Origin of the sequence: Pseudonocardia sp. D17, from assembly GCF_036984265.1 — a bacterium.
GTDB lineage: Bacteria > Actinomycetota > Actinomycetes > Mycobacteriales > Pseudonocardiaceae > Pseudonocardia > Pseudonocardia benzenivorans.
The window spans coordinates 15,075-39,019 of the sequence record NZ_BPRG01000035.1 but is presented as its reverse complement, the minus strand read 5'-3'; the positions used below and the strand labels follow the sequence as shown (position 1 = coordinate 39,019).

Annotated in this window: 22 protein-coding genes and 1 pseudogene; 13 read left to right on the top strand and 10 right to left on the bottom strand. The window is 74.3% G+C overall.

What is annotated here, in order from left to right; genetic code table 11:
• Nucleotides 1-486: 486 nt before the first annotated feature.
• The 4 genes from PSD17_RS05320 (at nucleotide 487) to hflX (ending at nucleotide 4,627) form a co-directional block, all read left to right on the top strand.
• On the top strand, nucleotides 487-1,206 hold the full coding sequence (locus PSD17_RS05320) for a hypothetical protein (protein ID WP_013674272.1): 720 nt from the start codon (nucleotides 487-489) through the stop codon (nucleotides 1,204-1,206).
• Complete coding sequence (gene miaA / locus PSD17_RS05315; RefSeq protein ID WP_339121918.1) at nucleotides 1,203-2,198, top strand: tRNA (adenosine(37)-N6)-dimethylallyltransferase MiaA; 996 nt, start codon at nucleotides 1,203-1,205, stop codon at nucleotides 2,196-2,198. The genes PSD17_RS05320 and miaA overlap by 4 nt, the downstream gene beginning before the upstream one ends.
• A gap of 5 nt (nucleotides 2,199-2,203) precedes the next feature.
• Nucleotides 2,204-3,079, top strand: a complete 876-nt coding sequence (dapF, locus tag PSD17_RS05310) for a diaminopimelate epimerase (protein WP_013674274.1) — start codon at nucleotides 2,204-2,206, stop codon at nucleotides 3,077-3,079.
• 177 nt (nucleotides 3,080-3,256) lie between these two features.
• Nucleotides 3,257-4,627, top strand: coding sequence for a GTPase HflX (gene hflX / locus PSD17_RS05305; protein ID WP_233899443.1), 1,371 nt, complete (start codon nucleotides 3,257-3,259; stop codon nucleotides 4,625-4,627).
• 708 nt (nucleotides 4,628-5,335) lie between these two features.
• On the opposite strand, the gene PSD17_RS05300 is transcribed toward hflX, so the two are convergent.
• The 4 genes and pseudogenes from PSD17_RS05300 to lexA form a co-directional block, all read right to left on the bottom strand.
• Complete coding sequence (locus PSD17_RS05300; RefSeq protein ID WP_013674276.1) at nucleotides 5,336-5,746, bottom strand: hypothetical protein; 411 nt, start codon at nucleotides 5,744-5,746, stop codon at nucleotides 5,336-5,338.
• A 55-nt stretch (nucleotides 5,747-5,801) separates the two neighbouring features.
• Nucleotides 5,802-6,326, bottom strand: coding sequence for a hypothetical protein (locus tag PSD17_RS05295; RefSeq protein ID WP_339121915.1), 525 nt, complete (start codon nucleotides 6,324-6,326; stop codon nucleotides 5,802-5,804).
• A 525-nt stretch (nucleotides 6,327-6,851) separates the two neighbouring features.
• A pseudogene (locus PSD17_RS35300) lies at nucleotides 6,852-7,268 on the bottom strand (hypothetical protein); the annotation flags it as partial.
• A gap of 717 nt (nucleotides 7,269-7,985) precedes the next feature.
• Nucleotides 7,986-8,717 (bottom strand): transcriptional repressor LexA, encoded by a 732-nt coding sequence (gene lexA, locus PSD17_RS05290; RefSeq protein WP_013674278.1) that lies wholly within the window; start codon nucleotides 8,715-8,717, stop codon nucleotides 7,986-7,988.
• Between the two features lie 775 nt (nucleotides 8,718-9,492).
• Between lexA and PSD17_RS05285 the strand changes: the two genes are divergently transcribed.
• The 3 genes from PSD17_RS05285 to PSD17_RS05275 all read left to right on the top strand — a co-directional run bounded on the left by PSD17_RS05285 (nucleotide 9,493) and on the right by PSD17_RS05275 (nucleotide 14,000).
• Complete coding sequence (locus tag PSD17_RS05285) at nucleotides 9,493-9,867, top strand: LysM peptidoglycan-binding domain-containing protein (RefSeq protein WP_339121913.1); 375 nt, start codon at nucleotides 9,493-9,495, stop codon at nucleotides 9,865-9,867.
• A gap of 618 nt (nucleotides 9,868-10,485) precedes the next feature.
• Nucleotides 10,486-10,965, top strand: a complete 480-nt coding sequence (gene nrdR, locus PSD17_RS05280) for a transcriptional regulator NrdR (RefSeq protein WP_013674280.1) — start codon at nucleotides 10,486-10,488, stop codon at nucleotides 10,963-10,965.
• 170 nt (nucleotides 10,966-11,135) lie between these two features.
• Nucleotides 11,136-14,000 carry a vitamin B12-dependent ribonucleotide reductase gene (locus tag PSD17_RS05275; RefSeq protein ID WP_339121911.1) on the top strand — a complete coding sequence of 955 codons (2,865 nt, stop codon included), beginning with the start codon at nucleotides 11,136-11,138 and terminating at the stop codon, nucleotides 13,998-14,000.
• Between the two features lie 237 nt (nucleotides 14,001-14,237).
• Here PSD17_RS05275 and PSD17_RS05270 read toward each other — a convergent pair whose 3' ends face one another.
• A complete protein-coding gene (locus tag PSD17_RS05270; RefSeq protein ID WP_013674282.1) occupies nucleotides 14,238-15,233 on the bottom strand; it encodes an alpha/beta fold hydrolase in 996 nt (331 codons plus the stop codon).
• 65 nt (nucleotides 15,234-15,298) lie between these two features.
• Between PSD17_RS05270 and PSD17_RS05265 the strand changes: the two genes are divergently transcribed.
• The gene (locus tag PSD17_RS05265) at nucleotides 15,299-15,805 is read left to right on the top strand and encodes an NUDIX hydrolase (protein ID WP_339121908.1); all 507 of its coding nucleotides are present in this window, start codon (nucleotides 15,299-15,301) and stop codon (nucleotides 15,803-15,805) included.
• Between the two features lie 10 nt (nucleotides 15,806-15,815).
• Nucleotides 15,816-16,790 carry a pirin family protein gene (locus PSD17_RS05260; RefSeq protein ID WP_339121906.1) on the top strand — a complete coding sequence of 325 codons (975 nt, stop codon included), beginning with the start codon at nucleotides 15,816-15,818 and terminating at the stop codon, nucleotides 16,788-16,790.
• Nucleotides 16,791-16,812: 22 nt separating this feature from the next.
• On the opposite strand, the gene PSD17_RS05255 is transcribed toward PSD17_RS05260, so the two are convergent.
• A complete protein-coding gene (locus PSD17_RS05255; protein WP_013674284.1) occupies nucleotides 16,813-17,025 on the bottom strand; it encodes a helix-turn-helix domain-containing protein in 213 nt (70 codons plus the stop codon).
• Between the two features lie 209 nt (nucleotides 17,026-17,234).
• On the opposite strand from PSD17_RS05255, the gene PSD17_RS05250 reads away from it, so the two are divergent.
• The 4 genes from PSD17_RS05250 to PSD17_RS05235 all read left to right on the top strand — a co-directional run bounded on the left by PSD17_RS05250 (nucleotide 17,235) and on the right by PSD17_RS05235 (nucleotide 20,360).
• Nucleotides 17,235-17,927 carry a transglutaminase-like domain-containing protein gene (locus PSD17_RS05250; protein WP_339121904.1) on the top strand — a complete coding sequence of 231 codons (693 nt, stop codon included), beginning with the start codon at nucleotides 17,235-17,237 and terminating at the stop codon, nucleotides 17,925-17,927.
• Between the two features lie 10 nt (nucleotides 17,928-17,937).
• Entirely contained in the window at nucleotides 17,938-19,017 is a 1,080-nt protein-coding gene (locus PSD17_RS05245; protein ID WP_103383288.1) for an MBL fold metallo-hydrolase, read from the top strand.
• Between the two features lie 179 nt (nucleotides 19,018-19,196).
• Complete coding sequence (locus PSD17_RS05240; RefSeq protein WP_103383287.1) at nucleotides 19,197-19,685, top strand: DUF3145 domain-containing protein; 489 nt, start codon at nucleotides 19,197-19,199, stop codon at nucleotides 19,683-19,685.
• A 120-nt stretch (nucleotides 19,686-19,805) separates the two neighbouring features.
• Nucleotides 19,806-20,360 (top strand): hypothetical protein, encoded by a 555-nt coding sequence (locus PSD17_RS05235; protein ID WP_013674288.1) that lies wholly within the window; start codon nucleotides 19,806-19,808, stop codon nucleotides 20,358-20,360.
• Between the two features lie 71 nt (nucleotides 20,361-20,431).
• Here the strand turns inward: PSD17_RS05235 and PSD17_RS05230 are convergent, their stop codons facing one another.
• The 4 genes from PSD17_RS05230 to PSD17_RS05215 are packed head-to-tail and all read right to left on the bottom strand — an operon-like array spanning nucleotide 20,432 to nucleotide 23,887.
• Nucleotides 20,432-21,676 (bottom strand): beta-ketoacyl-[acyl-carrier-protein] synthase family protein, encoded by a 1,245-nt coding sequence (locus tag PSD17_RS05230; RefSeq protein ID WP_339121902.1) that lies wholly within the window; start codon nucleotides 21,674-21,676, stop codon nucleotides 20,432-20,434.
• Nucleotides 21,673-21,915, bottom strand: a complete 243-nt coding sequence (locus PSD17_RS05225; protein WP_013674290.1) for an acyl carrier protein — start codon at nucleotides 21,913-21,915, stop codon at nucleotides 21,673-21,675. Before PSD17_RS05225 ends, PSD17_RS05230 begins: the two co-directional genes overlap by 4 nt.
• A 53-nt stretch (nucleotides 21,916-21,968) precedes the next feature.
• On the bottom strand, nucleotides 21,969-22,958 hold the full coding sequence (locus PSD17_RS05220; RefSeq protein WP_013674291.1) for a beta-ketoacyl-ACP synthase III: 990 nt from the start codon (nucleotides 22,956-22,958) through the stop codon (nucleotides 21,969-21,971).
• On the bottom strand, nucleotides 22,955-23,887 hold the full coding sequence (locus tag PSD17_RS05215; protein WP_339121900.1) for an ACP S-malonyltransferase: 933 nt from the start codon (nucleotides 23,885-23,887) through the stop codon (nucleotides 22,955-22,957). The genes PSD17_RS05220 and PSD17_RS05215 overlap by 4 nt, the downstream gene beginning before the upstream one ends.
• Nucleotides 23,888-23,945 lie beyond the last annotated feature (58 nt).

The window sequence follows — 23,945 nt, the reverse complement described above, 5'->3', positions numbered from 1 at the left end:
ACGCCGTGGCTTGGCCGGGGATGGTCGCGGCCGCGGGGGCGTCGCCCGTGGGTGCGGCGTCGGGGGCGGCGTTCGTCGCTCCCGCCCCCGCGTCGGCGCCTTCCGCGGCCTGCTCGTCCGTGCTCGCGGCGGCCTGCTCGCTCGCGTCGGCGGCCTGCTCGCCTGCGCCCGTCGCCCGGTCGGGTCCCTCGCCGGCTGTCGGAGGGGCGGCGACCGACGCGGCCTCCTCGCCCTGCCGGCCGTCGTTACTGGTCGCCTGCTCGTCCGACACCCGTACCTCCCTCGTCAGGCCCGTGCCCGAAGCGGGCCCGGGCGCTCCGCCGCGGCGGAGCCCGTTGCACGTGCCGCACCGATCCCTCGCGGACCGGGCTGCTGACAGCGATTCAAACAGGAATGCGCACGTGGCGGAACCGGTCGCGCCGTCAACGGGCCCTGTGGGGCGACGAGACGCGGGCATGACCGCTCCCGCTGGCTACGCTCGGTGCCGTGATCTCCGCGGTCGCCGTCGTGCCCGAACCACCGCTGCTGGTCCCCGAGCTGGCCGGGGCGGCAGCGGCGGAGACGGTCGACGTGCGCGACGCGTGCCGGACCGCCGCCGCGCTGCTCGCGGCGCGGGCCTCCCGCTGGATCGCCGTGGGAGCCGACCGTGGCGGTCGGCGCACGGTCGCGCCCGCGACGGTGGGCTCGTTCGTCGGTTTCGGGGTCGACGTGCGGGTCGCGCTGGACACCGGCCTCGCGACGGACCGCGGACCCGTCGACAGGGACCTGCCGCTGCCGCTGCTCGTCGCGGGCTGGCTCGCGGCCGGCACGGGAGCCGCGATCGCCGTGCGCGGCGAGCTCGTCGCGCCCGACGCCGCCCCCGCCGACTGCCTCGCCCTCGGCCGGGCCCTCGCCGCGGAACCCGACGGCGTCGGGCTCCTCGTCGTCGGCGACGGCGCGGCGACGCACACGGAGAAGGCCCCCGGCCACTTCGACACCCGCGCGACCCGGTTCGACGCCCGGGTCGCGACCGCGCTCGCAGCGGCCGACACCGCGGCCCTCGCCGCGCTCGACGCGGAGCTCGCCACGCAGCTGTGGGCGGGCGGCCGGGCGCCCTGGCAGGTGCTCGCCGGCGCCACCGCCGACCGCCGCTGGGACGCCGAGCTGCTGTGCTCGACGGCGCCGTTCGGGGTGGCCTACCACGTCGCGTTCTGGACGCCGGGATGAGCGCGCCGCCGCTCGTCGTGGTCGTCGGGCCCACCGCGACGGGCAAGTCCGACCTCGGTCTCGCGCTCGCCCGCGAGCTCGGCGGGGAGGTCGTCAACGCCGACGCGATGCAGCTCTACCGCGGGATGGACGTCGGCACCGCGAAGCTCACCGTCGCCGAGCGGCGCGGTGTCCCGCACCACCTCCTCGACGTCCTCGACGTCACCGAGACCGCCTCGGTCGCCGCCTACCAGCGCGAGGCCCGCGTGGTGATCGAGCGGCTGCGCGCGGCGGGCCGCACGCCGGTGCTCGTCGGTGGCTCCGGGCTCTACGTGCAGGCGGTCGTCGACGAACTGGAGTTCCCCGGCACCGACGCGGCGGTCCGGGCGCGGCTGGAGGCCGAGCTGGCCGAGCGCGGTCCGGGGGCGCTGCACGCCCGCCTCGCCGCGCTCGACCCGGCCGCCGCAGCCGCCGTGCTGCCCGGCAACGGGCGGCGCATCGTGCGGGCGCTGGAGGTCATCGAGATCACCGGGCGCCCCTTCACGGCGACGATGCCGCGCATCGGTGCCCCCCGCTACGACGCCGTCCTCGTCGGCGTGGACCGGGACGTCGCCGAGCTCGACGACCGCATCGCGACGCGCGTCGACCTGATGCTGGCCGCCGGGCTGGTCGAGGAGACCCGGACGCTGCTCGCCCGCGGCCTGCGCGAGGGCCGCACGGCGTCGCGCGCGCTGGGCTACCAGCAGGTGATCGACGCCCTCGCCGCCGCGGCCGGCGCCCCTGACTCCGAGGACCGCGACGCCCCGGCCGACGGCGCCCGGCTCGCCGCCGTCCCGCTCGACGACGCCGCTGTCACCGATGCCGCGCAGCGCACGGTCGTCGCGACGCGCCGGTTCGTCCGCCGGCAGCGCTCGTGGTTCCGCCGCGACCACCGGATCCGCTGGTTCGACGGCGCCGCCCCCGACCTCGCCGCGCAGGTCCTCGGGGCCCTCACCTCCGGATCGCTACCCTGAGGCCCGTGAGCAGCGGGATCCGGTTCGCGAAGGGCCACGGCACCGAGAACGACTTCGTCGTGCTGCCCGACCCCGAGGGCGCGCTCGACCTCAGCCCGGCCCGCGTCGCCGCGGTGTGCGACCGCCGCCGCGGCCTCGGCGCCGACGGCGTGCTCCGCGTCGTGCGCTGGGCCGCCGCCGGGCCCGACGTCCCCGCGCCGGTGCCGGGCGTCGAATGGTTCATGGACTACCGCAACGGCGACGGCAGCGTCGCCGAGATGTGCGGCAACGGCGTGCGCGTCTTCGCCCGCTACCTCGCGCTCGAGGCCCTGCTGCCCGACGGCCCCGGCGCCGAGCTCGCGCTCGGCACCCGCGGGGGAGTCCGCACCGTCCGCTTCGCCGGCGGCGACGGGGCCGACGGTGAGGTCTCGGTCGGGATGGGCGTCGCGCGGGTCGGCGACGAGAGCACCGCGACCGTGCGCGGGCACGCCTACGCCGGGGTCGCCGTCGACGTCGGCAACCCGCACCTGGCGTGCGTGACCGCGGCCGACGCCGGGGCCCTCGCCGCCCTCGACCTCGGCGTCCCGCCCGGCCACGACCCGGCCCTGTTCCCGCACGGGGTGAACGTCGAGTTCGTGACGCCGGTGTCGGGCGACGAGGTCACGATGCGCGTCCACGAACGGGGCGTCGGGGAGACGCGCTCCTGCGGTACCGGCACCGTCGCGGCCGTGGTCGCGGCGCTGCGGGCGGCCGGCCGCGACCGGGGCACCGTCGGTGTGACGACGCCGGGAGGGCGGCTGCGCGTCACCGTCGAACCCGACGGGTCGACGGTCCTGCAGGGCCCCGCCGTCGTGCTGGCGCACGGGGAGATCGACGACGTGTGGTGGGACGCACAGGGCTGACCGACCGGGCGAACCGGGGGAATGCGGCGGACAGGGTCGTGGCGACGTGGGAGGATGGGCGTCACGATGACTGAATCCCGACTCGACATCTCCGGCATGTTCGCCCCGCGCTCCGACGGCGCGGGGCTCGACACCGCGGTGGCCGCAGCCGCAGGCCGCGAACCGTCGACGGGCGACATGGAGCTCGAGGAGCGCACGTCGCTGCGGCGTGTCGCCGGCCTGTCGACCGAGCTCACCGACGTCACCGAGGTCGAGTACCGGCAGCTGCGCCTCGAGCGCGTGGTGCTCGTCGGCGTGTGGACCACCGGGACCGCCCAGCAGGCCGAGGCCTCGCTCGTCGAGCTCGCCCGGCTGGCCGAGACGGCGGGCTCACAGGTGCTCGACGGGCTCGTCCAGCGGCGCAGCCGTCCCGACCCGGCGACCTTCATCGGGTCCGGGAAGGTCGACGAGCTGCGCGCCGCCGTCCAGGGCGCCGGGGCCGACACCGTGATCGCCGACGGCGAGCTCTCGCCGGGCCAGCTGCGTCAGCTCGAGGAGAAGCTCAAGGTCAAGGTCATCGACCGGACGGCGCTGATCCTCGACATCTTCGCCCAGCACGCCCGCTCGCGCGACGGCAAGGCCCAGGTCGAGCTGGCCCAGCTCTCGTACCTGCTGCCGCGGCTGCGCGGCTGGGGTGAGGCGCTGTCCCGGCAGGTCGGCGGCCGCGCCGCGGGCGGCGTCGGCATCGGCGGGCGTGGCCCCGGTGAGACGAAGATCGAGCTCGACCGGCGGCGCATCCGCCATCGCATGTCCAAGCTGCGCCGCGAGATCGCCGCGATGCGCACCGTCCGCGAGACCCAGCGCGGGTCGCGGCGGCGCAACGAGGTCCCCGGGGTCGCGATCGTCGGGTACACCAACGCCGGCAAGTCGAGCCTGCTCAACGCGCTGACCGATGCCGGTGTGCTCGTCGAGGACGCGTTGTTCGCGACGCTCGACCCGACGACGCGGCGCGCCGAGACGCCCGACGGGCGCGACTACACGCTGACCGACACCGTCGGGTTCGTCCGGCACCTGCCCCACCAGCTCGTCGAGGCCTTCCGGTCGACGCTCGAGGAGACCGCGCAGGCCGACCTGCTGGTGCACGTCGTCGACGCGTCCGACCCCCTGCCCGAGGACCAGATCGCCGCGGTACGCAAGGTCCTCGTCGAGATCGGCGAGGAGCAGCAGGGGCGGATGCCGCCCGAGCTGCTCGTCGTCAACAAGATCGACGCGGCGGGCGATCTGCAGCTGGCGCGGTTGCGGCACCTGCTGCCCGACGCGGTGTTCGTGTCCGCGCACACCGGTGCGGGCGTGTCGCTGCTGCGCAGGCGGATCGCCGAGCTGCTGCCCAACCCGGAGGTCGAGGTCGAGCTGCTCGTCCCGTACGCCGAGGGCGCGCTCGTCGCCCGGGTGCACTCCGACGGCGTCGTGCTCGAGGAGGAGCACGTCGCCGACGGGACCAGGATGCGAGCCCGCGTCGGCCCCGAGCTCGCGACGGCCGTCTCCGCCCACCTGGTGGCACCGCGGTGAGCTCGCGACGGTGATCAGACGCGCGGCCGCGGTCGTCCTGGTCCTGGGGGCCGCCATGATGGGCGGAGCCGGGACGGCCCTCGCCGCCGATCCGCCCCCTGGGGTGCGCACCCACTGCACGGTCGACGACCCGCGGCTCGCGGAGCTGTCCGGGCTCGTCGTGGACGGGACACCGGACAAGCCGACGGTGTGGGCGATGTCCGACGGCGGCAACCGCGTCGCGGCGTACTCCATCGACCCGCAGACCTGCGCCGTCACCGGCAGCCGCACCGCGACCACCAACCCGTTCGACGCCGAGGACCTCGCCCGCGGACCCGACGGGGCGCTGTGGGTGGCCGACATCGGCGACAACCGGTCCGCGCGCAACACCGTCGCCGTCGTCACGCTGCCGGCGTCCGGTGCGTCCAAGCTCTACCGCTTCACCTATCCCGACGGCCCGCACGACGCCGAGGCGCTGCTCGTCGGGTCCGACGGCGTGCCCGTCATCGTCACCAAGGACCCGGTCACCGCGGCCGGCATCTACCGTCCGCAGGCGGCGCCGACCGGCGTCGGCCCGACGCCGCTGACCAAGGTCGGCCAGGTGTCGCTGCCCTCGTCCGACACCCAGGGCGGTCCGCTCGGGGGGATCGGGTCGCGGCTGGTCACAGGCGCTGCTACCAGCCCCGACGGCACGGCCGTCGCGCTGCGCAGCTACACCGATGCCTGGCTCTACAAGGTCGCGGCTCCCGGCGACGCCGCCGCGATCGTCGCCGCGCTGGGGACCACCCCGATGCGCATCCCGCTGCCCGACGAACCGCAGGGCGAGGCCATCTCGCTCGACGCCGCGGGCGCGCTCTGGTCGGCGGGGGAGACCCGGGGCGGTACGCCCGGTGCGCTGCGCTCGGTCGACGGCGCGGTCGCGATGCTGGCGGCCGCCGACACCTCGCAGGCGCCCCCGCCCACGGCGGACGACACCGTCGCGCCGGAGGACCGCACCTGGTCGCCGGCGATGCTCGGCGCCGTCGGCACCGCGGCGGTGCTCGTGCTGGGCGCGATCCTGATGGCGCTGCGGTCGTTCAGCCGGTCGCGCCGGGAGCTGCGGCGGCTCGAGGCCGAGGCCGCCGCCGAGCCGACGCTCATCGGGGCGGATGCCGCGGCCCCGGCTCAGCACGCGGAGTCCGACGACGGCGCGACGTCACCCGACGCGACGGTCGTCGCCGCGGCGCCGCCCGGTCCGCAGGCAGTGGGCGCTCCGGGTACCGGCAACGTTCCCGACGATCCGGGACGTTCCGACGGCTCGGCTCCACCCGGCCTGCTGCGGTCGGGTCCGGTCCAAACCGGTCCGGCTCAGCCCGGTCCGGCGCAACCAGGTCCGGCTCAGCCCGGTCCGGCGCAACCAGGTCCGGCGCAAGTGGGTCCGGGCCAACCCGGTCCGGCCCAGCCCGGTCCGGCCCAGCGCGGCGCGGTCCGGCCCGATGGCCGGGTTCGGCCTGATGGCCCCGTTCGCTCCGACGGCCCGGTTCGCTCCGACGGTCCGGCGCGGCCCCGTGGCCCGGTGCCGCTCGGTGCGCGCGCCGGGGAGCGCGGCCCCGCTGGTCCGCAGGCTGGTCCCGGTGGTCCCCGTGGTGGGGGACAGGGTCCTGACGGCGCTCGTCCCCTCGGCCCCGGCGGTCCGGCGCAGCATCCCGGTCCGGCGCAGCATCCCGGTCCGGCGCAGCATCCCGGTCCGCGACCGGGACCCGGGCCGCGCGCGCCCCTGCCGCCGGGCTCGACCGCGCCTCCCGGCCCGCCGTTCCCGCCCGGCCCGCCGCGGCCGACAGGCCCTGCTCCGGGGCCGGGCGGTGCGTCGCACGGTGCGGGGCCGAGCAATGCCGGCCCCGGCCTGCCATCCCGTGGCCCGAACCGGCCGGGACCGGAGGGGCCCGTTCCGCACGGTCGGGGCGCGGACGGACCTGCCCGAACCGGCGCTGGTCCGGGCGGGCCCGGTCCGGAGCGTGGTGCGAACGGTCCTGGTGCGAACGGTCCCGGTGCGAACGGTCCCGGTGCGAACGGTCCCGGTGCGAACGGTCCCGGTCCGAACGCTGCTGGTGCGAACAGTGCCGGTACGAACGGTGCCGGTACGAACGGTGCCGGTCCGAGCGGTACGCGACGAGAGCCGGGCGATCCCGCCGGCCGCCAGCGCGACGCCGCCGGTGGCCGCGCCCAGAGTCCAACCGGTGCTACTCCGGCCGGCGCTGGTCAGAACGGCCCTGCGCAGAACGGCCCTGCGCAGAACGGCCCTGCGCAGAACGGCCCTGCGCAGAACGGCCCTGAGCAGAACGGCACGGGTCCGGACGCGCGGGGACGGGACCGGAGTGAGGGGCGGCGCTCCGAGGTCGCTGGGCCGAATGCTCAGCTGCCGAACGGTCAGCCGTCGAATGGTCAGCCGTCGAATGGTCAGCCGTCGAATGCTCAGCCGCGGAACGACCCCGCGGCGAACGGTCAGCCGCTGACGCGCTCGGCGGCCAATGGACAGCCGTCCAATGGACAGCCGCCGAACAGGCCGTCGGTGACCGACGCGCGCCTGGACGCAGATCCGTCGACAAGCCGGCCGGCGAACAGAACGGGTCCGGAGGCTCACCCCGCGAAGGGGCGACCCACGAGCCTGCCGCCTTCGAACCATCCGATGCCGAACGGTGCAGGCGCAAACGGGCAGGCAGCGAACGGTCAGGGCGCGAACGGTCAGGGCGTGAACGGAACGCGATCGAACGGCACGGAGGCTGCCGAACCCGGCGCCGCATCGACGACCGCCATCCGCCGGGACGCGCGCGACGAGGACGCACTCCGAACGCCGCCGGGTGCCCCGGCACCCGAGCCGTTGCGTGTGGACGGGCACCGAGCCGCCGCAGAGGAACGCGCGGACGCCGACCGTGGATCGTCACGTCCGCACGAGGACGCGGGGCGCCCACACCGACCGGGGCCGTGAGCCGGACGCATCGCGCGTATCACCGGCTGAGTCGTCGCTCGGCTGAGCATCGGGTCGAGCGACGGTGCGGCGGTACGTCGAGCCCGTCGAGTTGTCGACCCGCGCCGACGTCGGCGGCAGAGCCTCCGGCCGGGCCACGGCCGCCGCCGGGTCGGCCCGGGAGGCCTCGGCTCGTGTGACCCCCTGTGAGCGGCGACGGTCGCCATGGCGACCATCGCCACTCGCGAGCGCCGCGGGGCGCGAGCTCTGCGTGGTGGGGCGGCGAGCCGGCCGTTCGAGCCGATGACCGTCGCGCCGACGATCTCGCGACGGCCCGCGCGTGGAAAGCCGCCCGCGGTCGCTCACCGGCTGACGTGCCGAGCATCCCCGTAGGTCGCCGACCTCGGGGCCTGCGTCGCAGGCGCGTCGTGACTCTCAGAGTCTGCGCAGCACCGCGACGACGCGGCCGAGGATCGTGGCCTCGTCGCCGGGAATGGGGTCGTACGCGGGGTTGGCCGGCATGAGCCAGACGTGCCCGTCGCGGCGGCGGAACGTCTTGACCGTCGCCTCGCCGTCGATCATCGCCGCGACGATCTCACCCTGTTCCGCGACCGGCTGCTGGCGCACGACCACCCAGTCGCCGTCGGTGATCGCCGCCTCGACCATCGAGTCGCCGCGCACGTTGAGCAGGAACAGCGTGCCCTCGCCGACGATCTCGCGCGGCAGCGGGAACACGCTCTGCACCGCCTGTTCCGCGAGGATCGGCCCACCAGCGGCGATGTCACCCAGCAGCGGGACGTAGGCGGGGGCGGGGTGCTCGTCACGCGTCGTGCCGGGATCGCGGGAGTCCGCGTCGGCGTCGGCGACGTCCTCGGGGGCGCGGACGTCCACCGCCCGCGTGCGGTTGGGGTCGCGGCGCAGGTATCCCTTGCGCTCCAGGCTGCGCAGCTGGTGGTGGACCGAGGACGTCGACGTCAAGCCGACGGCGTCGCCGATCTCGCGGACGCTCGGCGGGTACCCGAAACGCTCCACCCAGTCGCGGATGACCTCCAGCACCTTCCGCTGCCGCGGGGTCAGCGACGTGTCGTCCCCCGCCGCCTCGGCCGGGTCCGGGAAGGAACGCACCTGCCCGGCCTCACGGTCGGTACCGGTCTCGTCCCGTGCCATCTCGTCCGCCTCCTCGATCGGCGCGGTGGGGCCGTTCGTCCCCGCCGCCGTCGCACCGCACCGTAGACCCGATCATCTCCGCCGCCAAACACATGTTCGAACGACACGCGGCGCGTCGCGAAAATTTGTCGGGGCCCGGTGGTACACATTCGCACGAGCGTTCGATCGAACGCTTGTGCGAACGGAGGGTATCCGATCGGGCGCGGCGGGCGATCGCCGCCGAGGTCGGGCCGTCCGGTCCACGTGTGTCGCCGACCGAGGAGCCGGCGCCGACGGGAAGGGAACTGCCATGTCTGTCAGCACGGCTCCCGGATGTGCGGGCGCAGGGACGGGTGGGCCCGCCGGGAACGGTGCCGGAGCCGCGGGTTCCGGCGGGACGGCCGCGGACCGGTCGCCGAGGCAGGCGTCGCACCGGCCCGAAGCGGTGCGGGACGCCGACGAGGGCGGCGCCCGGCCGCGACGCCGGGGCCGCGGGCCGCGGCCTGCGCGTCCGCGGGAGGCCGCGCGGCGGGGCAGCGCACAGCGGGACGCATCGCGGGCCGAGGCCGGTGTACCTCGGCGGTCGGGGTCGACGATGGCGCGGCGGGGGACGCGCCCGTCGTTGACCGTGCTGCCGGGCGGCCTCGAGCCGACCACGGGGGGCGACGGGGGGCTCGGTCCCCGCCTCGACTCGTCCGATGTGGACGCGCAGCGCCTGTCCGAGATCGACCGTGCGTTGCTGCGGCATCCGTCGGCGCGCGGCCGACGCCCGGCCGGGGCGAGCGTCGCCCCCGGTGTGGCACGTCCTCGTTGCGTCGCGCCGCCGCGGGTGCATCCGCGGGCTGCTCGGTCCCGGGCACTCCGACGGACTCCGCTGGCGCTGCGCTACCGGGTGCGGCGGGCGGTCGCGGTCCTGGTGCTCGGGGTGTGCGCCGCCGTCGTGGTGGTCGCGCTCGGGTCGTTGGGCGAGATCGCCCGCGACGCCGGCCCCGGCATCCCCACGAGCACCGCCCAGGTCGTGGTCCAACGTGGCGACACGGTGTGGGACATCGCCCGGCGCACGGTCCCCGATGCCGACCCTGCCGTGGCCGCCGCCCGCATCGCCGAGCTCAACGGCCTCCATTCGGCTGCGCTGCGACCCGGCCAGATCCTCACTGTGCCGCGGGCCTAGTCAGAGGCGGGCGGGCCTCCGGTACCCCTTCGCTGCTGTGTCACTGCCGTCGCTCATGTCGTTCCGCTGCGTCCGTTCCGCTGCGTCCGTTCCGCTGCGGCCCGTCCGGCGGCCCGTGCGGCTTCGGTCGGCCGGTGCGGCCGCCGTGCGCCCTTCGATGCTCAGCCTCCATTGCCCAGCGCCGTGGGACCCGTCGCGGAGCCGCCGGCGCCGACCGGCGCTCTGCCGTGCACCCGATCGTCGGCTCGGTGGCGGAGCGTGCCGTGTTACCCGATGGCGGAGCGTGGCCGGCGGTGGGTGCCGGGTCGGTGCCAGGGCGGCGGGTGCCAGTGTGGATGGCGGCCGCAGGGGTCGGCGGGGATCCGTGCGGGTGCTCGCGCCCCGCGCCCGGGTGCCCTCCGTGTGGGTCCGGACACGGGTCGTCGACCGCGCAGGGTGCGCGACACGCCGTTCCGGAGGCGACGCGCCGGGCCGTCGGGGCGCTGGCCTCGCCGGATCGGGCGAACATGGGACGCGTGGGCGCCCCGAGCGCCCACACCCCTACATCTTGTGGTTACATACGTGTTGTTCGGCCACAGGTTGGGGTTGTCGGTCGCTCTCGGAGAGAGGATCACTACTGTGCGCTGCCCGTTCTGCCGCCACTCGGACTGCCGCGTCATCGACTCTCGTGAGGTCGAGGACGGGCAGGCCACCCGCCGTCGTCGCTCCTGCGCGTCGTGCGGTCGGCGGTTCACCACCGTCGAGGAGCCGGTGCTCGCGGTGGTCAAGCGCAGCGGGGTGACCGAACCGTTCAGCCGCGACAAGGTGGTCGGCGGAGTACGACGCGCGTGCCAGGGCCGCCCCGTCGACGAGGACGCGCTGCAGCAGCTGGCGCACCGCGTGGAGGAAGCGGTCCGGGCGGGCGGGACGGCCGAGATCCCGAGCCACGAGGTGGGCCTGGCGATCCTCGGGCCGTTGCGCGAGCTCGACGAGGTGGCCTACCTGCGCTTCGCGAGCGTGTACCGCTCCTTCTCCTCGATCGAGGACTTCGAGAAGGAGATCGCGGATCTGCGACGGTCGGTCGCCGGGGAAGCAGCCGACGGCGCGGATCGCGACTAGCAGTAACACGCCGGGACGGGGGAGACCTCGTCGCGGCGGGTCGCCCGGCCGGCGCGCGACACCGGCCGGTCGGCACACGCAACGGCCCGCTCGGCGCCCTTATCGCCGGCGTGGTCGTTGACAGGGTGCGACACGACTGCACCACGGTTGCTCAGGGGAAGAGGACGAGGATGACGGAGACGGTCGGGGCGACGGCCTCGGGGGACGCGGCCGGGAACGCACGCGGCGCGAAGGCCGGGAGCCGGTCCGACCGGCGGAAGCGGCCCGCCGGGCTCACCGTCGAGCGGCTGTACACGACGGCCGGGGTACACCCGTACGACGAGGTGACCTGGGAGCGTCGTGACGTCGTCATGACCAACTGGCGCGACGGCACGGTCAACTTCGAGCAGCGCGGCGTCGAGTTCCCGTCGTCGTGGTCGGTCAACGCCACGAACATCGTCACCAGCAAGTACTTCCGCGGGGCGGTCGGCTCGCCGCAACGCGAGTCGAGCCTGCGCCAGCTGATCGACCGGGTCGTCGGCGTCTACCACCGCTCGGGCGTGGAGAACGGCTACTTCGCGACCGACGAGGACGCGGAGATCTTCGCCCACGAGCTCACCTGGATGCTGCTGCACCAGGTGTTCAGCTTCAACTCGCCGGTGTGGTTCAACGTCGGTACGTCGTCGCCGCAGCAGGTCAGCGCCTGCTTCATCCTGGCGGTCGACGACACGATGGAGTCGATCCTCAACTGGTACCGCGAGGAGGGCCTGATCTTCAAGGGCGGCTCCGGCGCGGGGCTGAACCTCTCCCGCATCCGGTCGTCGAAGGAGCTGCTCTCGAGCGGCGGCACGGCCAGCGGTCCCGTCTCGTTCATGCGCGGTGCCGACGCCAGCGCGGGGACGATCAAGTCGGGCGGCGCGACGCGGCGCGCGGCCAAGATGGTCGTCCTCGACGTCGACCACCCCGACATCGAGGAGTTCGTCGAGACCAAGGCCAAGGAGGAGGCCAAGGTCCGGGTGCTGCGCGACGCCGGGTTCGACATGGACCTGGGCGGCGCCGACATCACGTCGGTGCAGTACCAGAACGCCAACAACTCCGTGCGCGTCACCGACGAGTTCATGCGCGCCGTCGAGGAGGGCACGAGCTTCGGTCTGCGCGCCCGGATGACGGGCGAGGTGATCGACAGCGTCGACGCCCGCACCCTCTTCCGCGGCATCGCGCAGGCCGCGTGGGAGTGCGCCGACCCGGGCATCCAGTACGACGGCACGATCAACGACTGGCACACCACGCCGGAGTCGGGCCGCATCACGGCGTCGAACCCGTGCTCGGAGTACATGCACCTGGACAACTCCAGCTGCAACCTCGCGTCGCTGAACCTGCTCACGTTCCTCGGCGACGACGGGATGTTCGACGCGGAGCGCTTCCGCCGGGCCGTGGAGTTCATCATCACGGCGATGGACATCTCCATCTGCTTCGCCGACTTCCCGACGGAGCCGATCGGCGACACCACCCGCAAGTTCCGCCAGCTGGGCATCGGCTACGCCAACCTCGGCGCGCTGCTCATGGCCACCGGGCACGCCTACGACTCCGAGGGCGGCCGCGCGCTGGCGGCGTCGATCACGTCGCTGATGACGGGCGCCGCCTACAAGCGCTCGGCCGAGCTGGCCGGCGTCGTCGGCCCGTACGAGGGCTACGCCCGCAACGCCGAGGGGCACCAGCGGGTCATGCGCAAGCACGCCGCTGCCAACGACGACGTGCGCACGCTTGCCGCCAGCACCCACATCCACCGGCTGGCCACGATCACCTGGAAGGAGTGCCTGGCGATCGGCGAGCGCAACGGCTGGCGCAACGCGCAGGCCTCCGTGCTGGCCCCGACGGGCACGATCGGCCTGATGATGGACTGCGACACGACCGGCATCGAGCCGGACCTGGCGCTGGTCAAGTTCAAGAAGCTGGTCGGCGGCGGCTCGATGCAGATCGTCAACCAGACCGTGCCGCGCGCGCTGCAGAAGCTGGGCTACCAGGCCGAGCAGGCCGAGGCGATCGTGGAGTACGTCGCCGAGCACGGGCACGTCATCGACGCACCGGGCCTGCGCACCGAGCACTACGAGGTCTTCGACTGCGCCATGGGGGAGCGGTCCATCGCCCCGATGGGCCACGTCCGGATGATGGCCGCCGTGCAGCCGTTCCTGTCCGGCGCGATCTCGAAGACCGTCAACATGCCCGAGGCCGCGAGCGTCGAGGATGTCGAGCGGATCTACATGGAGGGCTGGAAGCTCGGCCTGAAGGCGCTCGCGATCTACCGCGACAACTGCAAGGTGGGCCAGCCGCTGTCGGCGGGCAAGGAGGCCCGCAAGGACGCCTCGGCCGACGCGGAGGCGCCCGTCGAGTACCGCCCGGTCCGGCGCCGGCTGCCGAAGAAGCGCCCGAGCGAGACGGTGTCGTTCACCGTGGGGGGCGCCGAGGGCTACCTGACGGCGGGCTCCTATCCCGACGACGGCCTGGGCGAGATCTTCGTCAAGCTCGGCAAGCAGGGTTCGACGCTGGCCGGCGTGATGGACGCCTTCTCGATGTCGATCTCGGTGGGTCTGCAGTACGGCATCCCGCTGGAGTTCTACGTCTCGAAGTTCTCCAACCTGCGCTTCGAGCCCGCCGGCATGACCGACGACCCGGACATCCGGATCGCGACGAGCGTGCTCGACTACCTGTTCCGTCGTCTCGCGCTCGACCACCTCAGCTACGACAAGCGCGCCGAGCTGGGCATCTTCTCCGCCGACGAGCGCTCGGAGCAGGTCGCGACGGCCTACGGCGAGCCCGAGCCCGCGACCGACGTCGACCTGGAGAGCCTGCGCTCGACGGTGTCGATCGACGAGCGGCCGGCCGCGCCCGCCGCGCCGACCCCGCCCGCGAACGTCGGCAGCTCGACGGAGCTGCTGGAGCTGCGCCTGGGCAAGGCGGCCGACGCGCCGCTGTGCCTGACCTGCGGCACCAAGATGCGGCCCGCCGGATCGTGCTACCTGTGCGAGGGCTGCGGGTCGACCAGCGGCTGCAGCTGACACCCGAGGCATCCCTGCACGACCGACGGGGCCGGACCGCGAGACGGCCCGGCCCCGTCGGGGTTTTCGGACGCCGCATGACGCGCGACGCGCGGAGAGCACCGTGCGGTGCGTCCCCGTCGGCAACGGGTCGCCCTCGCGCAGTCCGCGGCCGCGCTCGCGGGCGAGGCCGTCGGCACGATCCTCCACGCGGACCGACCGCGGCCACGGCCCGGACCGACCCGCTGGGCCCGGAGGTCAGGTCGCCGACCGCTCCCCGGTGACCGAGACGCTGCCCGGGACCCTGCCGTCGGCACGCAGCAGCTGGCGCCACTGCTCGGGGCTCCAGCTCGCCGGGGCGGTGCCCGCGACGAACTCGTCGACGAGCGCGACGAACCGCGCGGGGTCGGTGTGGAACGGGAAGTGTCCGGAGGTCTCGAAGATCTCCAGCCGGCTGCCGGGCATCGCCTCGTGCGCCCGCCGGCCGTGCTCGACGGGCACGATCGCGTCGCGTGCGCCCCACACCAGCAGGACCGGCATCCCGCGGGTGAGGTAGCAGCGGTCGAGCATCGTCACGACCTGACCGCGCCAGTCGACGACGGCCCGCAGGGTCCGGATGAAGGCGGCGCGGGAGGTGGCGTCGGGCAGCGCGTCGACGACCCGCAGCAGGTCGGGCGCGTCGAGCCCGATGTCGGTCCCGAGCAGCCGCAGCGCCGCGACGACGGCTTCCGCCTGCAGCCGCATCGTCGGCAGCCGCAGCGCGCCGAGCAGCGTCGCGGCCCCCGGCAGGGTCATCGCGCGCAGGACCGGCGTCACGTCCGGCCCGGCGCCGCCGCTGCCGACGAGCACGAGCCGCTCGGTGCGCTCCGGGAACTGGTAGGCGAACTGCATCGCGACGCCACCGCCGAGCGAGTGTCCGACGAGCGTCGCCCGCGCGATCCCGAGCACGCCGAGCAGGTCGCGGATGCCGTTGGCGTAGGCGGCGACGGAGTAGTCCGCGCGCGGCTTGTCCGACTCGCCGTGGCCCAGCAGGTCGGGCGCGATCACCAGGTGTCGACGGGCCAGCGCCGGCAGCACCGGCGCCCACGTGCGCGAGCTGTCGCCGATCCCGTGCACGAGCACGAGTGGGGGTCCGGCGCCGGCGACGCGGAACGCCCGGCGGTAGCCGTGGACGGTGCGGAACCGCAGCTCGGCGTCCCGCGGCGGCACGGCGCCGAGCCGTCCCGCCGCGGTGCCCGTCCACCCGCTCCGCATCGCGCCGACGCTAGGCGTCGCTCGTCACGCCGGAGTTTCCGACGCGTTGCGGCGCAGTAGGGTCGATGATCGTGACCGACCGGTTCCGGCTCGTCCCCGCCGCCTACGTCCTGCTGTTGCGGACGGGTCCGCGGGGCGAGGAGGTCCTGCTCCAGCTCCGCCGCGGCACCGGGTTCATGGACGGCCACTGGGCCGCCGCGGCCGCGGGGCACGTCGAGGAGGCGGAGTCGGTCACCCGAGCGGCGGTGCGCGAGGCGGCGGAGGAGCTGGGCGTCGTCGTCGACCCGGCCGACCTCGTGGCGCTCACCGCGATGCACCGCACCCGGGCCACGGGCCTGCCCGTCGACGAGCGCGTGGACTTCTTCTTCACCTGCCGCGCCTGGCGGGGCGAGCCACGGGCCGCGGAGGCGAAGGCCGCAGACGTCCGGTGGTTCGCGCTCGACGCGCTGCCGGAGCCCGTCGTCCCGCACGAGCGCTGGGTGCTCGACCAGCTCGCCCGCGGCGCCGTGCCGCCGCCGGTCTCGGAGTTCGGGTTCACCCCGGACGGACGTCGTCCTACGGTGTCGTCATGAGGCAGCTGCGGTGAGCGACACCTCCACCCGTCCGGTGGTCGAGATCTGCGGTGGCGAGGCCGGGGCCGAACCGGTCCGCGAGCTGCTGCCGGCCCGGACGGTCGAGCTGGGCGGGTCCACGCGGGTCCGCCGGCTGCTGCCGACACTGGGCCGCCGCATGGTCGGGGCCTGGTGCTTCGTCGACCACTACGGGCCCGACGACGTCGCCGCCGCGCCCGGCATGCAGGTCCCGCCGCACCCGCACATCGGCCTGCAGACGGTGAGCTGGCTGCTCGAGGGCACGGTCCACCACCGCGACAGCCTCGGGTCCGACCGGCTGATCGAGCCGGGCGAGCTCGCCCTCATGACGGCCGGTCGCGGGATCGCGCACGCCGAGCAGTCACCCGATCCGCACGCCCCGGTGCTGCACGGCGCCCAGCTGTGGGTCGCGCTGCCCGACGGCGCCCGCACGGGCGACCCGCGCTTCGAGTTCCACGCGGACCTGCCGGTCGTCACCGGTCGCGGGCTGAGGGCCACGGTGCTGCTCGGCGAGCTGGCCGAGGCCGTGTCGCCGGGACGGGTGCACACGCCGCTGGTCGGGGTCGACGTCGAACTCGATGCCGGTGCCGACGTCGTGCTGCCGTTGGAGCCCGACTTCGAGCACGCCGTGCTGACGGTCTCGGGCGCGCCCGACGTCGACGGCGTCCTGGAGCCGGGGTCGCTGTGCTATCTGGGCTGCGGGCGGTCGCAGCTGCGGCTGCGTGCCGGGTCGGGGAGTCGGTTGCTGCTGCTCGGCGGGGTGCCCTTCGGCGAGGAGATCGTCATGTGGTGGAACTTCGTCGGTCGCAGCGGCGACGAGGTGCGCGCCGCCCGCGAGGCCTGGCAGGCCGAGATCGGCGGCACCGGCCCGGCCCGCTACGGCGCCGTCACCGGCTACGACGGCGCACCGCTCGCGGCCCCGGCGATGCCACCGGTCCCGCTGCGCCCGCGTGGCCGGACCCGCTGAGGGGCAGCGTCCCGCAGGGAGGTCAGCCCGCCTCGTAGCGCGCCGACTCGATGAGCTCGTCGACCGCCGCCGGCTGCACCCGGAACGACCGCCCGAAGCGGACCGCGGGGAGCCGACCGCTGTGCAGCAGCCGGTAGACCGTCATCTTCGACACGCGCATCCTCTCGGCGACCTCGGCCACGGTGAGGAACGGCGTCCGCCCGACCCCCGCGCCTTCCGGACTGCCTGCCACCATCGTCGACCCCACTTCTCCCGCGCCGTCACGAGCGGCGAACGGCCCACCCGCAGCGGTCACCTGACCGATTTGCTGCACGGCGACACTAATCGACGAAGCGTCACCTCCGGAGTGCGAAAACGTCCTCGACCGGGTGGTATGACGAGAGGCCCTGAAGGGGCGATGACGGCGTGCGATCATTGGACGACGCACCGTGAGGGAGGAGCGACGTGGCGCAGGGACAACAGGTGTCGGACCGACCGGAGGACCATCTGGCGCCGGGCGGCTTCGTCGACTCGGACGCGCCGGCCGTGCGCGAGTTCGCCGAGCGGTCCGCGGGCACCGAGGACGACCCGGTCCGGCGGGGCGCGGCGCTGTTCGCCGCGGTCCGCGACGGCATCTGGTACGACCCCTTCGTCATCAGCACCGATCCCGAGGACTACCGGGCGAGCACGGTCGCGACGACGCCGCGCAACTGGTGCGTCCCCAAGGCGGTCCTGCTCACCGCAGCGGCCAGGGCCCTCGACATCCCGGCCAGGCTGGGCTTCGCCGACGTGCGCAACCACCTGAACACCGCCCGGCTGCGCGCGATGATGAACGGCAACGACCTGTTCGTCTACCACGGCTACACCGAGCTGTGGCTCGACGGCCGCTGGGTCAAGGCCACGCCGGCGTTCAACCGGGAGCTGTGCGCGCGCTTCGGGGTCGACCCGATCGAGTTCGACGGCCGGCACGACGCGCTCATGCACCCGTACTCCGGTGACGGCAGCGAGTACATGGAGTACGTCACCGACCACGGCCCCTTCGCCGACCTACCGTTCGACGCGATCATGGCCACGTTCCGCAGCACGTACGGTGAGGCGATGTTCGGTGGCCGGTCTCACGCCGGTTCCGACGAGTTCACCGCGCCCACGTCCGCCTAGGGTGCCAAGGGTGAGCACGACGATCCTCGACGACGACCCGAACGGCGACTGGACGGCCCCCGGGACGTTCCGTGTCGCCCCCGGCGTGTACCGCATCCCGCTGCCGCTGCCGAACGACGGGCTGCGTGCGGTCAACGTCTACGCCATCGAGGACGTCGACGGCTGGACACTCGTCGACTCGGGCTGGGCGCTGGAGATCGCCGAGGACCTCCTCGGCTCGGCGCTCGCCGCGCTGGGCACCGGGCTGCCCGAGGTGAGGCGCTTCCTGGTCACGCACTCGCACCGCGACCACTACACGATGGGCGTGGAGCTGCGCCGCCGCTTCGGCAGCCGGGTGCTGCTGGGGGCGGGGGAGAAGGTCGGGCTCGACGAGATCAACCGGCCCGACCGGATGAGCGGCGGCTCGTCGCACATGGAGCGGCTGCGCGCCGCGGGCGCGGACGACCTCGCCGATCTCATCGAGCGCAACGCCCCGCCGCCCATGGACCTGCGACTGTGGGAGCCGCCCGACGAATGGCTCGACGACGGCGCGGTGATCACCGTCGGACCGGAGGAGGGCCCGGCCGCGCGTACGCTGACCGCCATCGCGACGCCGGGGCACACCCGTGGCCACATGGTCTTCGCCGACCCGGAGCACGACCTGCTGTTCACCGGCGACCACGTACTCCCGACGATCACGCCGTCGATCGGCTTCGAGCCCGTCGCGCCGCCGAGCCCGCTCACCGACTTCCTGACGTCGCTCCAGCTGCTGCGCGACCGTCCGGACGCCGCGATGCTGCCCGCGCACGGGCGCGTCGGGCGCCGCGTGCACGAGCGCGTCGACGAGCTGCTGGCCCACCACGCGCAGCGGCTCGACGCGACGCTCGCGGGCCTCGCGCAGGGCCGGACCACCGTCGCCGAGGTCGCCGCGACGCTCACCTGGACCCGTCGGGAGCGCACGCTGGCCGAGCTCGACCCGTTCAACCGCATGCTCGCCATCCTCGAGACAGGGGTGCACCTGGAGGTCCTCGTCGAGCGCGGCCTCGCCGACGTGGACCGGCCGGCGGAGAGCGAGGGCCCCGCCGGGCTGCTGCGCTACCGCCCGGCGTGACCGACACGCCCGACGCGCCGAGGATGTTTGGCGTCGCGGCGCGAGATCGGGCAGAGTGATCACCGACAGCCGATCACCGCCGGGTCCGCCCGGCCGAACCGAACGACACACGACTGCACCACCACTGCACGCGAGGACGTAGGGGAAGACGTTTCCTCGTCGAACAGCGGAGGTCTGCAGTGAGCACACGCGGCGTGGTTTTCGTCCACTCGTCGCCGACTGCGGTCTGCCCGCATGTCGAATGGGCGATGTCAGGGGTCCTCGGGGGCAAGGTCAGCCTTCAATGGACCCCCCAGTCCGCTGCGCACGGACAGCTCCGGACCGAGGTCACCTGGTCCGGTCCCGCGGGCACCGGCGGTGCTCTCGCGAGCGCGCTGCGCGCCTGGCCGATGCTGCGCTTCGAGGTCACCGAGGAGCCCAGTCCGGGTGTCGACGGTCAGCGGTTCTGCTACGTCCCCGGCCTCGGCATGTGGAGCGGTCGGACGAGCGCGAACGGCGACATCGTCGTCGGTGAGGACCAGCTGCGCGCCGTCGTGGCCGGTGCCGCGGCGGCGAAGGTGCACGCGAGCATCGAGGCGCTGCTCGGTTCGGCGTGGGACGCGGCGCTGGAGCCCTTCCGGCTGGCGGGCGACGGCGCGCCCGTCACCTGGCTGCACCAGGTCGGCTGAGCGGGGGACCGGACCGGCAGACGGGCGCGGTGATCATCCGGGACGGGGTCGTCGTCACCTGATCGTGGCCGTCGGGGAGACTGGGCCCGGGCGCGGCACGACGGGGGAGGACGACGCCACGTGAGGTCGGGGGTCCGGTACACGCCTGCGCTCGCCGTCGCGCTGCTGGCGTTGCTGATCGCGGCCGGGGTGTCCGCGTACGTACTGGGCGGACGGTCGTTCGAGGGCGTGGCGCCCACCGGCGCGCCGCCCGCGCCGCCGTCCTCGGGCGCGGGAGCGCCCACGGTCGAGCTCAGCGCCGACGCGGAGCGGCATCCGTCGGCCGACGCGGTGCGCAGCCAGCTGCAGCACTACTTCGACGCCATCAACTCCCGGGACTACGACCTGTGGAGCGCCACGGTCGTGCCCGAGCGGGTGGCGCAGCAGCCGCGGGAGCAGTGGACGGCGTCGATCGACACGGCCACCGACGGCACGATCCGCGTCGACCGCATCGACGATCTCGCGCCCGGCCGGCTGCTGGTGCTGGTCCGGTTCGTGTCCACGCAGTCGCTCGACGACGCCCCCGCCGACCTGCGGGTGCCGCGGATCTGCTGGCGCGGCACGTACCCGATGACGGGCGCGCCGCCGCGGCTGGAGACCGGCTCGGCGGGCAGCCTGCTCTCCGAGCCCTGCTGACCGCCCACGACTGACGACGGGCCCGGCACGCAGCATGCGTGCCGGGCCCGTCGGCCTTCCTCAGACCTTGCTCAGACCTTCGTGAACACCACGGAGGCGTTGTGCCCGCCGAACCCGAACGAGTTGTTCACCGCGGCGTTGAGCTCCATCTTGCGCGGCTCCCCGGCCACGACGTCGAGCTCGACGCCCGGGTCGAGGTTCTCCAGGTTCAGCGTCGCCGGGACGACGCCCTCCTTGACCGAGAGCATCGTGAACAGGCTCTCGACCGCGCCCGCGGCACCGACCAGGTGTCCCATCGACGACTTGGGTGCGGTGAGCACCGGCCGGTCGCCGAGCGCCTTGCGGATCGCGGCCGACTCGCCCACGTCGCCGACGACCGTCGAGGTCGCGTGACAGTTGACGTGGTCGATGTCCGACGGTTCCAGGCCGGCGCTGCGGACGGCCTTGAGCATTGCCCGGGACTGGCCCGAGCCCTCCGGGTCGGGCCCGGTGATGTGGTACGCGTCGGCGGTGAGTCCGTGACCGGCGAGCCGGCCGTGGATCGTCGCCCCCCGGGCCCTGGCGAAGTCGGCCCGCTCCAGGACCAGGATGCCGGCCCCCTCGCCGAGCACGAACCCGTCGCGGCCGGTGTCGAACGGCCGCGACGCCCTCTCGGGCTCGTCGTTGCGGCTGCTCAACGTGCGGGACTGCACGAAGCCGGCCACCGTGATGCCGGTGATGCAGGCCTCGGCGCCCCCGGCCACGACGACGTCGGCGTCGCCCTCCTGGATGAGCCGGTACGCCCAGGCCAGCGCCTCGGCGCCGGACGCGCACGCCGACACCGGCGCGTGGACACCGGCACGGGCCCCCAGTTCGAGGCTGACGACGGCCGCGGGGCCGTTGGGCATGAGCATCGGGACGGTCAGCGGCGACACCTTGCGCAGGCCGCCGGACTCGAGCAGGTCGTCCTGGCCGAGCAGGGTCATCGCCCCGCCGATGCCGGTGCCGACGACCGCCGCCACCCGCTCCGGCTCGACCTTCGGCTCGTCGCCGCCGAGCCCGGCGTGCGCCCACGCCTCGCGGGCCGCGACGATCGCGACCTGCTCGCACCGGTCGAGCCGGCGGGCCTGGACCCGCGGGATGACCTCGGTGGGCTCGACGGCCAGCTGCGCGGAGATCTTCACGGGCAGGTCGAAGCGCTCGACGAACTCCGCGTCGGTCCGTCCGACACCCGACTTCCCGGCCAGCAGCGCCTCCCAGGTCGACGCGGCGTCCCCGCCGAGCGGGGTGGTCGCGCCGTACCCGGTGACGACGACCTCGACTGGGGCCCCCGTCACTGGTTCTTCGCGATGTAGTCCACCGCGTCGCCCACCGTCTTGAGCTCGGCGAGCTGCTCGTCGGGGATCTTCACACCGAACTTGTCCTCGGCCTGGACGGCGATCTCGACCATCGAGAGCGAGTCGATGTCGAGGTCGTCGACGAAGGACTTCTCGGCCGAGACGTCACCGGCGTCGATACCGGCGACCTCCTCGACGATCTCGGAGAGGCCGGACAGGATCTCGGCGTTGTCAGCCACTGGGTGCTCCTTCTGGTGGGAAACTCGGGGTGTCGCGTGGTCGGAACGGAATCCTAGGGACAGACCACGACCTGGGCGGCATAGGACAGGCCCGCACCGAACCCGACCAGCAGCGCGACGTCGCCGGAGCGGACCCGGCCGTCGGCACGCATGTGGTCGAGCGCCAGCGGGATCGACGCCGACGAGGTGTTTCCGGAGTGGATGATGTCGTCGGCCACGACCATGTCCTCGCGCGCGCCCTTGGCCCGCAGCCGCTTGGCGACGGACTCGACGATCCGCAGGTTGGCCTGGTGCGGGATGAGCACGTCGATGTCGGCGGGCGTGAGGCCGGCGAGCTCGACGGCACGCAGCGCGACGGGCGCGATCTTCGTCGTGGCCCAGCGGAAGACCGACTGGCCCTCCTGGGCGAGCGCCTGGTTGTGCTCGCGGATCTCGATCATCGAGGACAGGTCGCCCGCGGACCCCCACGCCACCGGCCCGACGCCCACCGACTCCGCGTCGGGGGCCGGACCGAGCACGGCCGCCCCGGCACCGTCGGCGAAGATGATGCACGTCGAGCGGTCGTCCCAGTCGAGCCAGTCGGTGAGCTTCTCGGCGCCGATCACCAGCACCGTGCGGGCCGAGCCCGCGCGGATGAGATCGGCACCGGCACCCATCCCGTAGCTGAACCCGGCACAGGCGGCGTTGAGGTCGAACGCGCCGGGAGCGCTGACGCCGATCTTCTCGGCGGTCTGCGCGGCGGCGTTCGGGATGGGGTAGCGCATCGTGCACGTCGCGACGATGACGGTGTCGACGTCGGCCGGGGTGAGCCCGGCGTCCTTGACGGCGCTGCGGCCGGCCTCGGCAGCCATGTCCACCAGCAGCTCGTCCTCGGCGGCGACGCGGCGCTCGACGATGCCGACGCGCTCGCGGATCCACTGGTCGTTGGTGTCGACGCGCTTCGCCAGGTCGTCGTTGGTGAGGATCTTCTCGGGCTGGTAGCTGCCGACGCCGAGGATGCGTGCGCCTGGCACCGCCGCCGGGAGGGTCAACCGAGCGCTCATGCCTGCGCCCCCGCGTGCTCGGCGACCAGGGCGGCCGCGGCGTCGAGGTCGTCGGGCGTCTTCAGTGCCAACGTGGCCGTCCCCTTCAGCTCGCGCTTGACGAGTCCGACCAGCGCCCCCGCGGGCGGCAGCTCGATCACCGCGGTCACCTCCCTCTCACGCAATGTGGCCATGCACATGTCCCAGCGCACCGGCCGGGTCACCTGCGAGACCAGCCGCGACAGCGCCTCGGCGCCCGAGGTCACGACGGTCCCGTCGGCGTTGGACAGCAGCGGCCGCTCGGGGTCGGCGGGCTCGATGCCGGCGGCGTGCGTGCGCACGGCGTCCTCGGCGGGAGCCATGAACCGCGTATGGAACGCACCCGCGACGGGCAGCGCCTTCACCCGGCTGCGCTCGGGCGGGTTCTCGGCCAGCGCCGCGAGCGCGGACAGCGGTCCGGCCGCGACGATCTGCCCGGCGCCGTTCATGTTCGCCGGTTCGAGGCCGAGCTCGGACAGCCGTGCGAGCACGTCGTCGGGGTTCCCGCCCAGCAGGGCGCTCATGCCCGTCGGTTCCAGCGCACACGCGGCCGCCATCTCCCGCCCCCGGACGGCCGCCAGCGCGACGGCGGCGTCGGTGGGCAGGACGCCGGCGACCGCGGCCGCGGCGAGCTCTCCGACGGAGTGCCCGGCGATCGGCGCCCGCTCGGGCAGCGTGACATGTGCGCCGAGCCGCGCGGCGGCGAGCAGCGCCGTGGCGACGACGAGCGGCTGGGTCACCGCGGTGTCCTTGATCTCGTCGGCCTCGGCGGTGGTCCCCAGCCGGCGCAGGTCCAGCCCGACGGCGTCGGACCAGGCCGCCACGGTCTCCTCGGCGACGGGGTCGTCGAGCCAGGGGGACAACATGCCTGGGGTCTGGGATCCCTGACCCGGTGCGAGCAGCGCGATCACGACGGACAGCGAACACCGCCGGGGTACGCGGACGGCATAGCGGCAGGCTCCAACTCCA

What these genes read in the sequence shown, in the direction of transcription:
- miaA (WP_339121918.1), top strand. Translation starts at nt 1,203, where the DNA reads ATGAGCGCGCCGCCGCTCGTCGTGGTCGTCGGGCCCACCGCGACGGGC.
- hflX (WP_233899443.1), top strand. Translation starts at nt 3,257, where the DNA reads ATGGAGCTCGAGGAGCGCACGTCGCTGCGGCGTGTCGCCGGCCTGTCG.
- PSD17_RS05300 (WP_013674276.1), bottom strand. Translation starts at nt 5,746, where the DNA reads ATGAGCGTCGGCTCGGCGGCGGCCTCGGCCTCGAGCCGCCGCAGCTCC.
- PSD17_RS05295 (WP_339121915.1), bottom strand. Translation starts at nt 6,326, where the DNA reads ATGCTGCGCCGGACCGGGATGCTGCGCCGGACCGGGATGCTGCGCCGG.
- lexA (WP_013674278.1), bottom strand. Translation starts at nt 8,717, where the DNA reads ATGGCACGGGACGAGACCGGTACCGACCGTGAGGCCGGGCAGGTGCGT.
- PSD17_RS05275 (WP_339121911.1), top strand. Translation starts at nt 11,136, where the DNA reads ATGACGGAGACGGTCGGGGCGACGGCCTCGGGGGACGCGGCCGGGAAC.
- PSD17_RS05270 (WP_013674282.1), bottom strand. Translation starts at nt 15,233, where the DNA reads ATGCGGAGCGGGTGGACGGGCACCGCGGCGGGACGGCTCGGCGCCGTG.
- PSD17_RS05265 (WP_339121908.1), top strand. Translation starts at nt 15,299, where the DNA reads ATGATCGTGACCGACCGGTTCCGGCTCGTCCCCGCCGCCTACGTCCTG.
- PSD17_RS05255 (WP_013674284.1), bottom strand. Translation starts at nt 17,025, where the DNA reads ATGGTGGCAGGCAGTCCGGAAGGCGCGGGGGTCGGGCGGACGCCGTTC.
- PSD17_RS05220 (WP_013674291.1), bottom strand. Translation starts at nt 22,958, where the DNA reads ATGAGCGCTCGGTTGACCCTCCCGGCGGCGGTGCCAGGCGCACGCATC.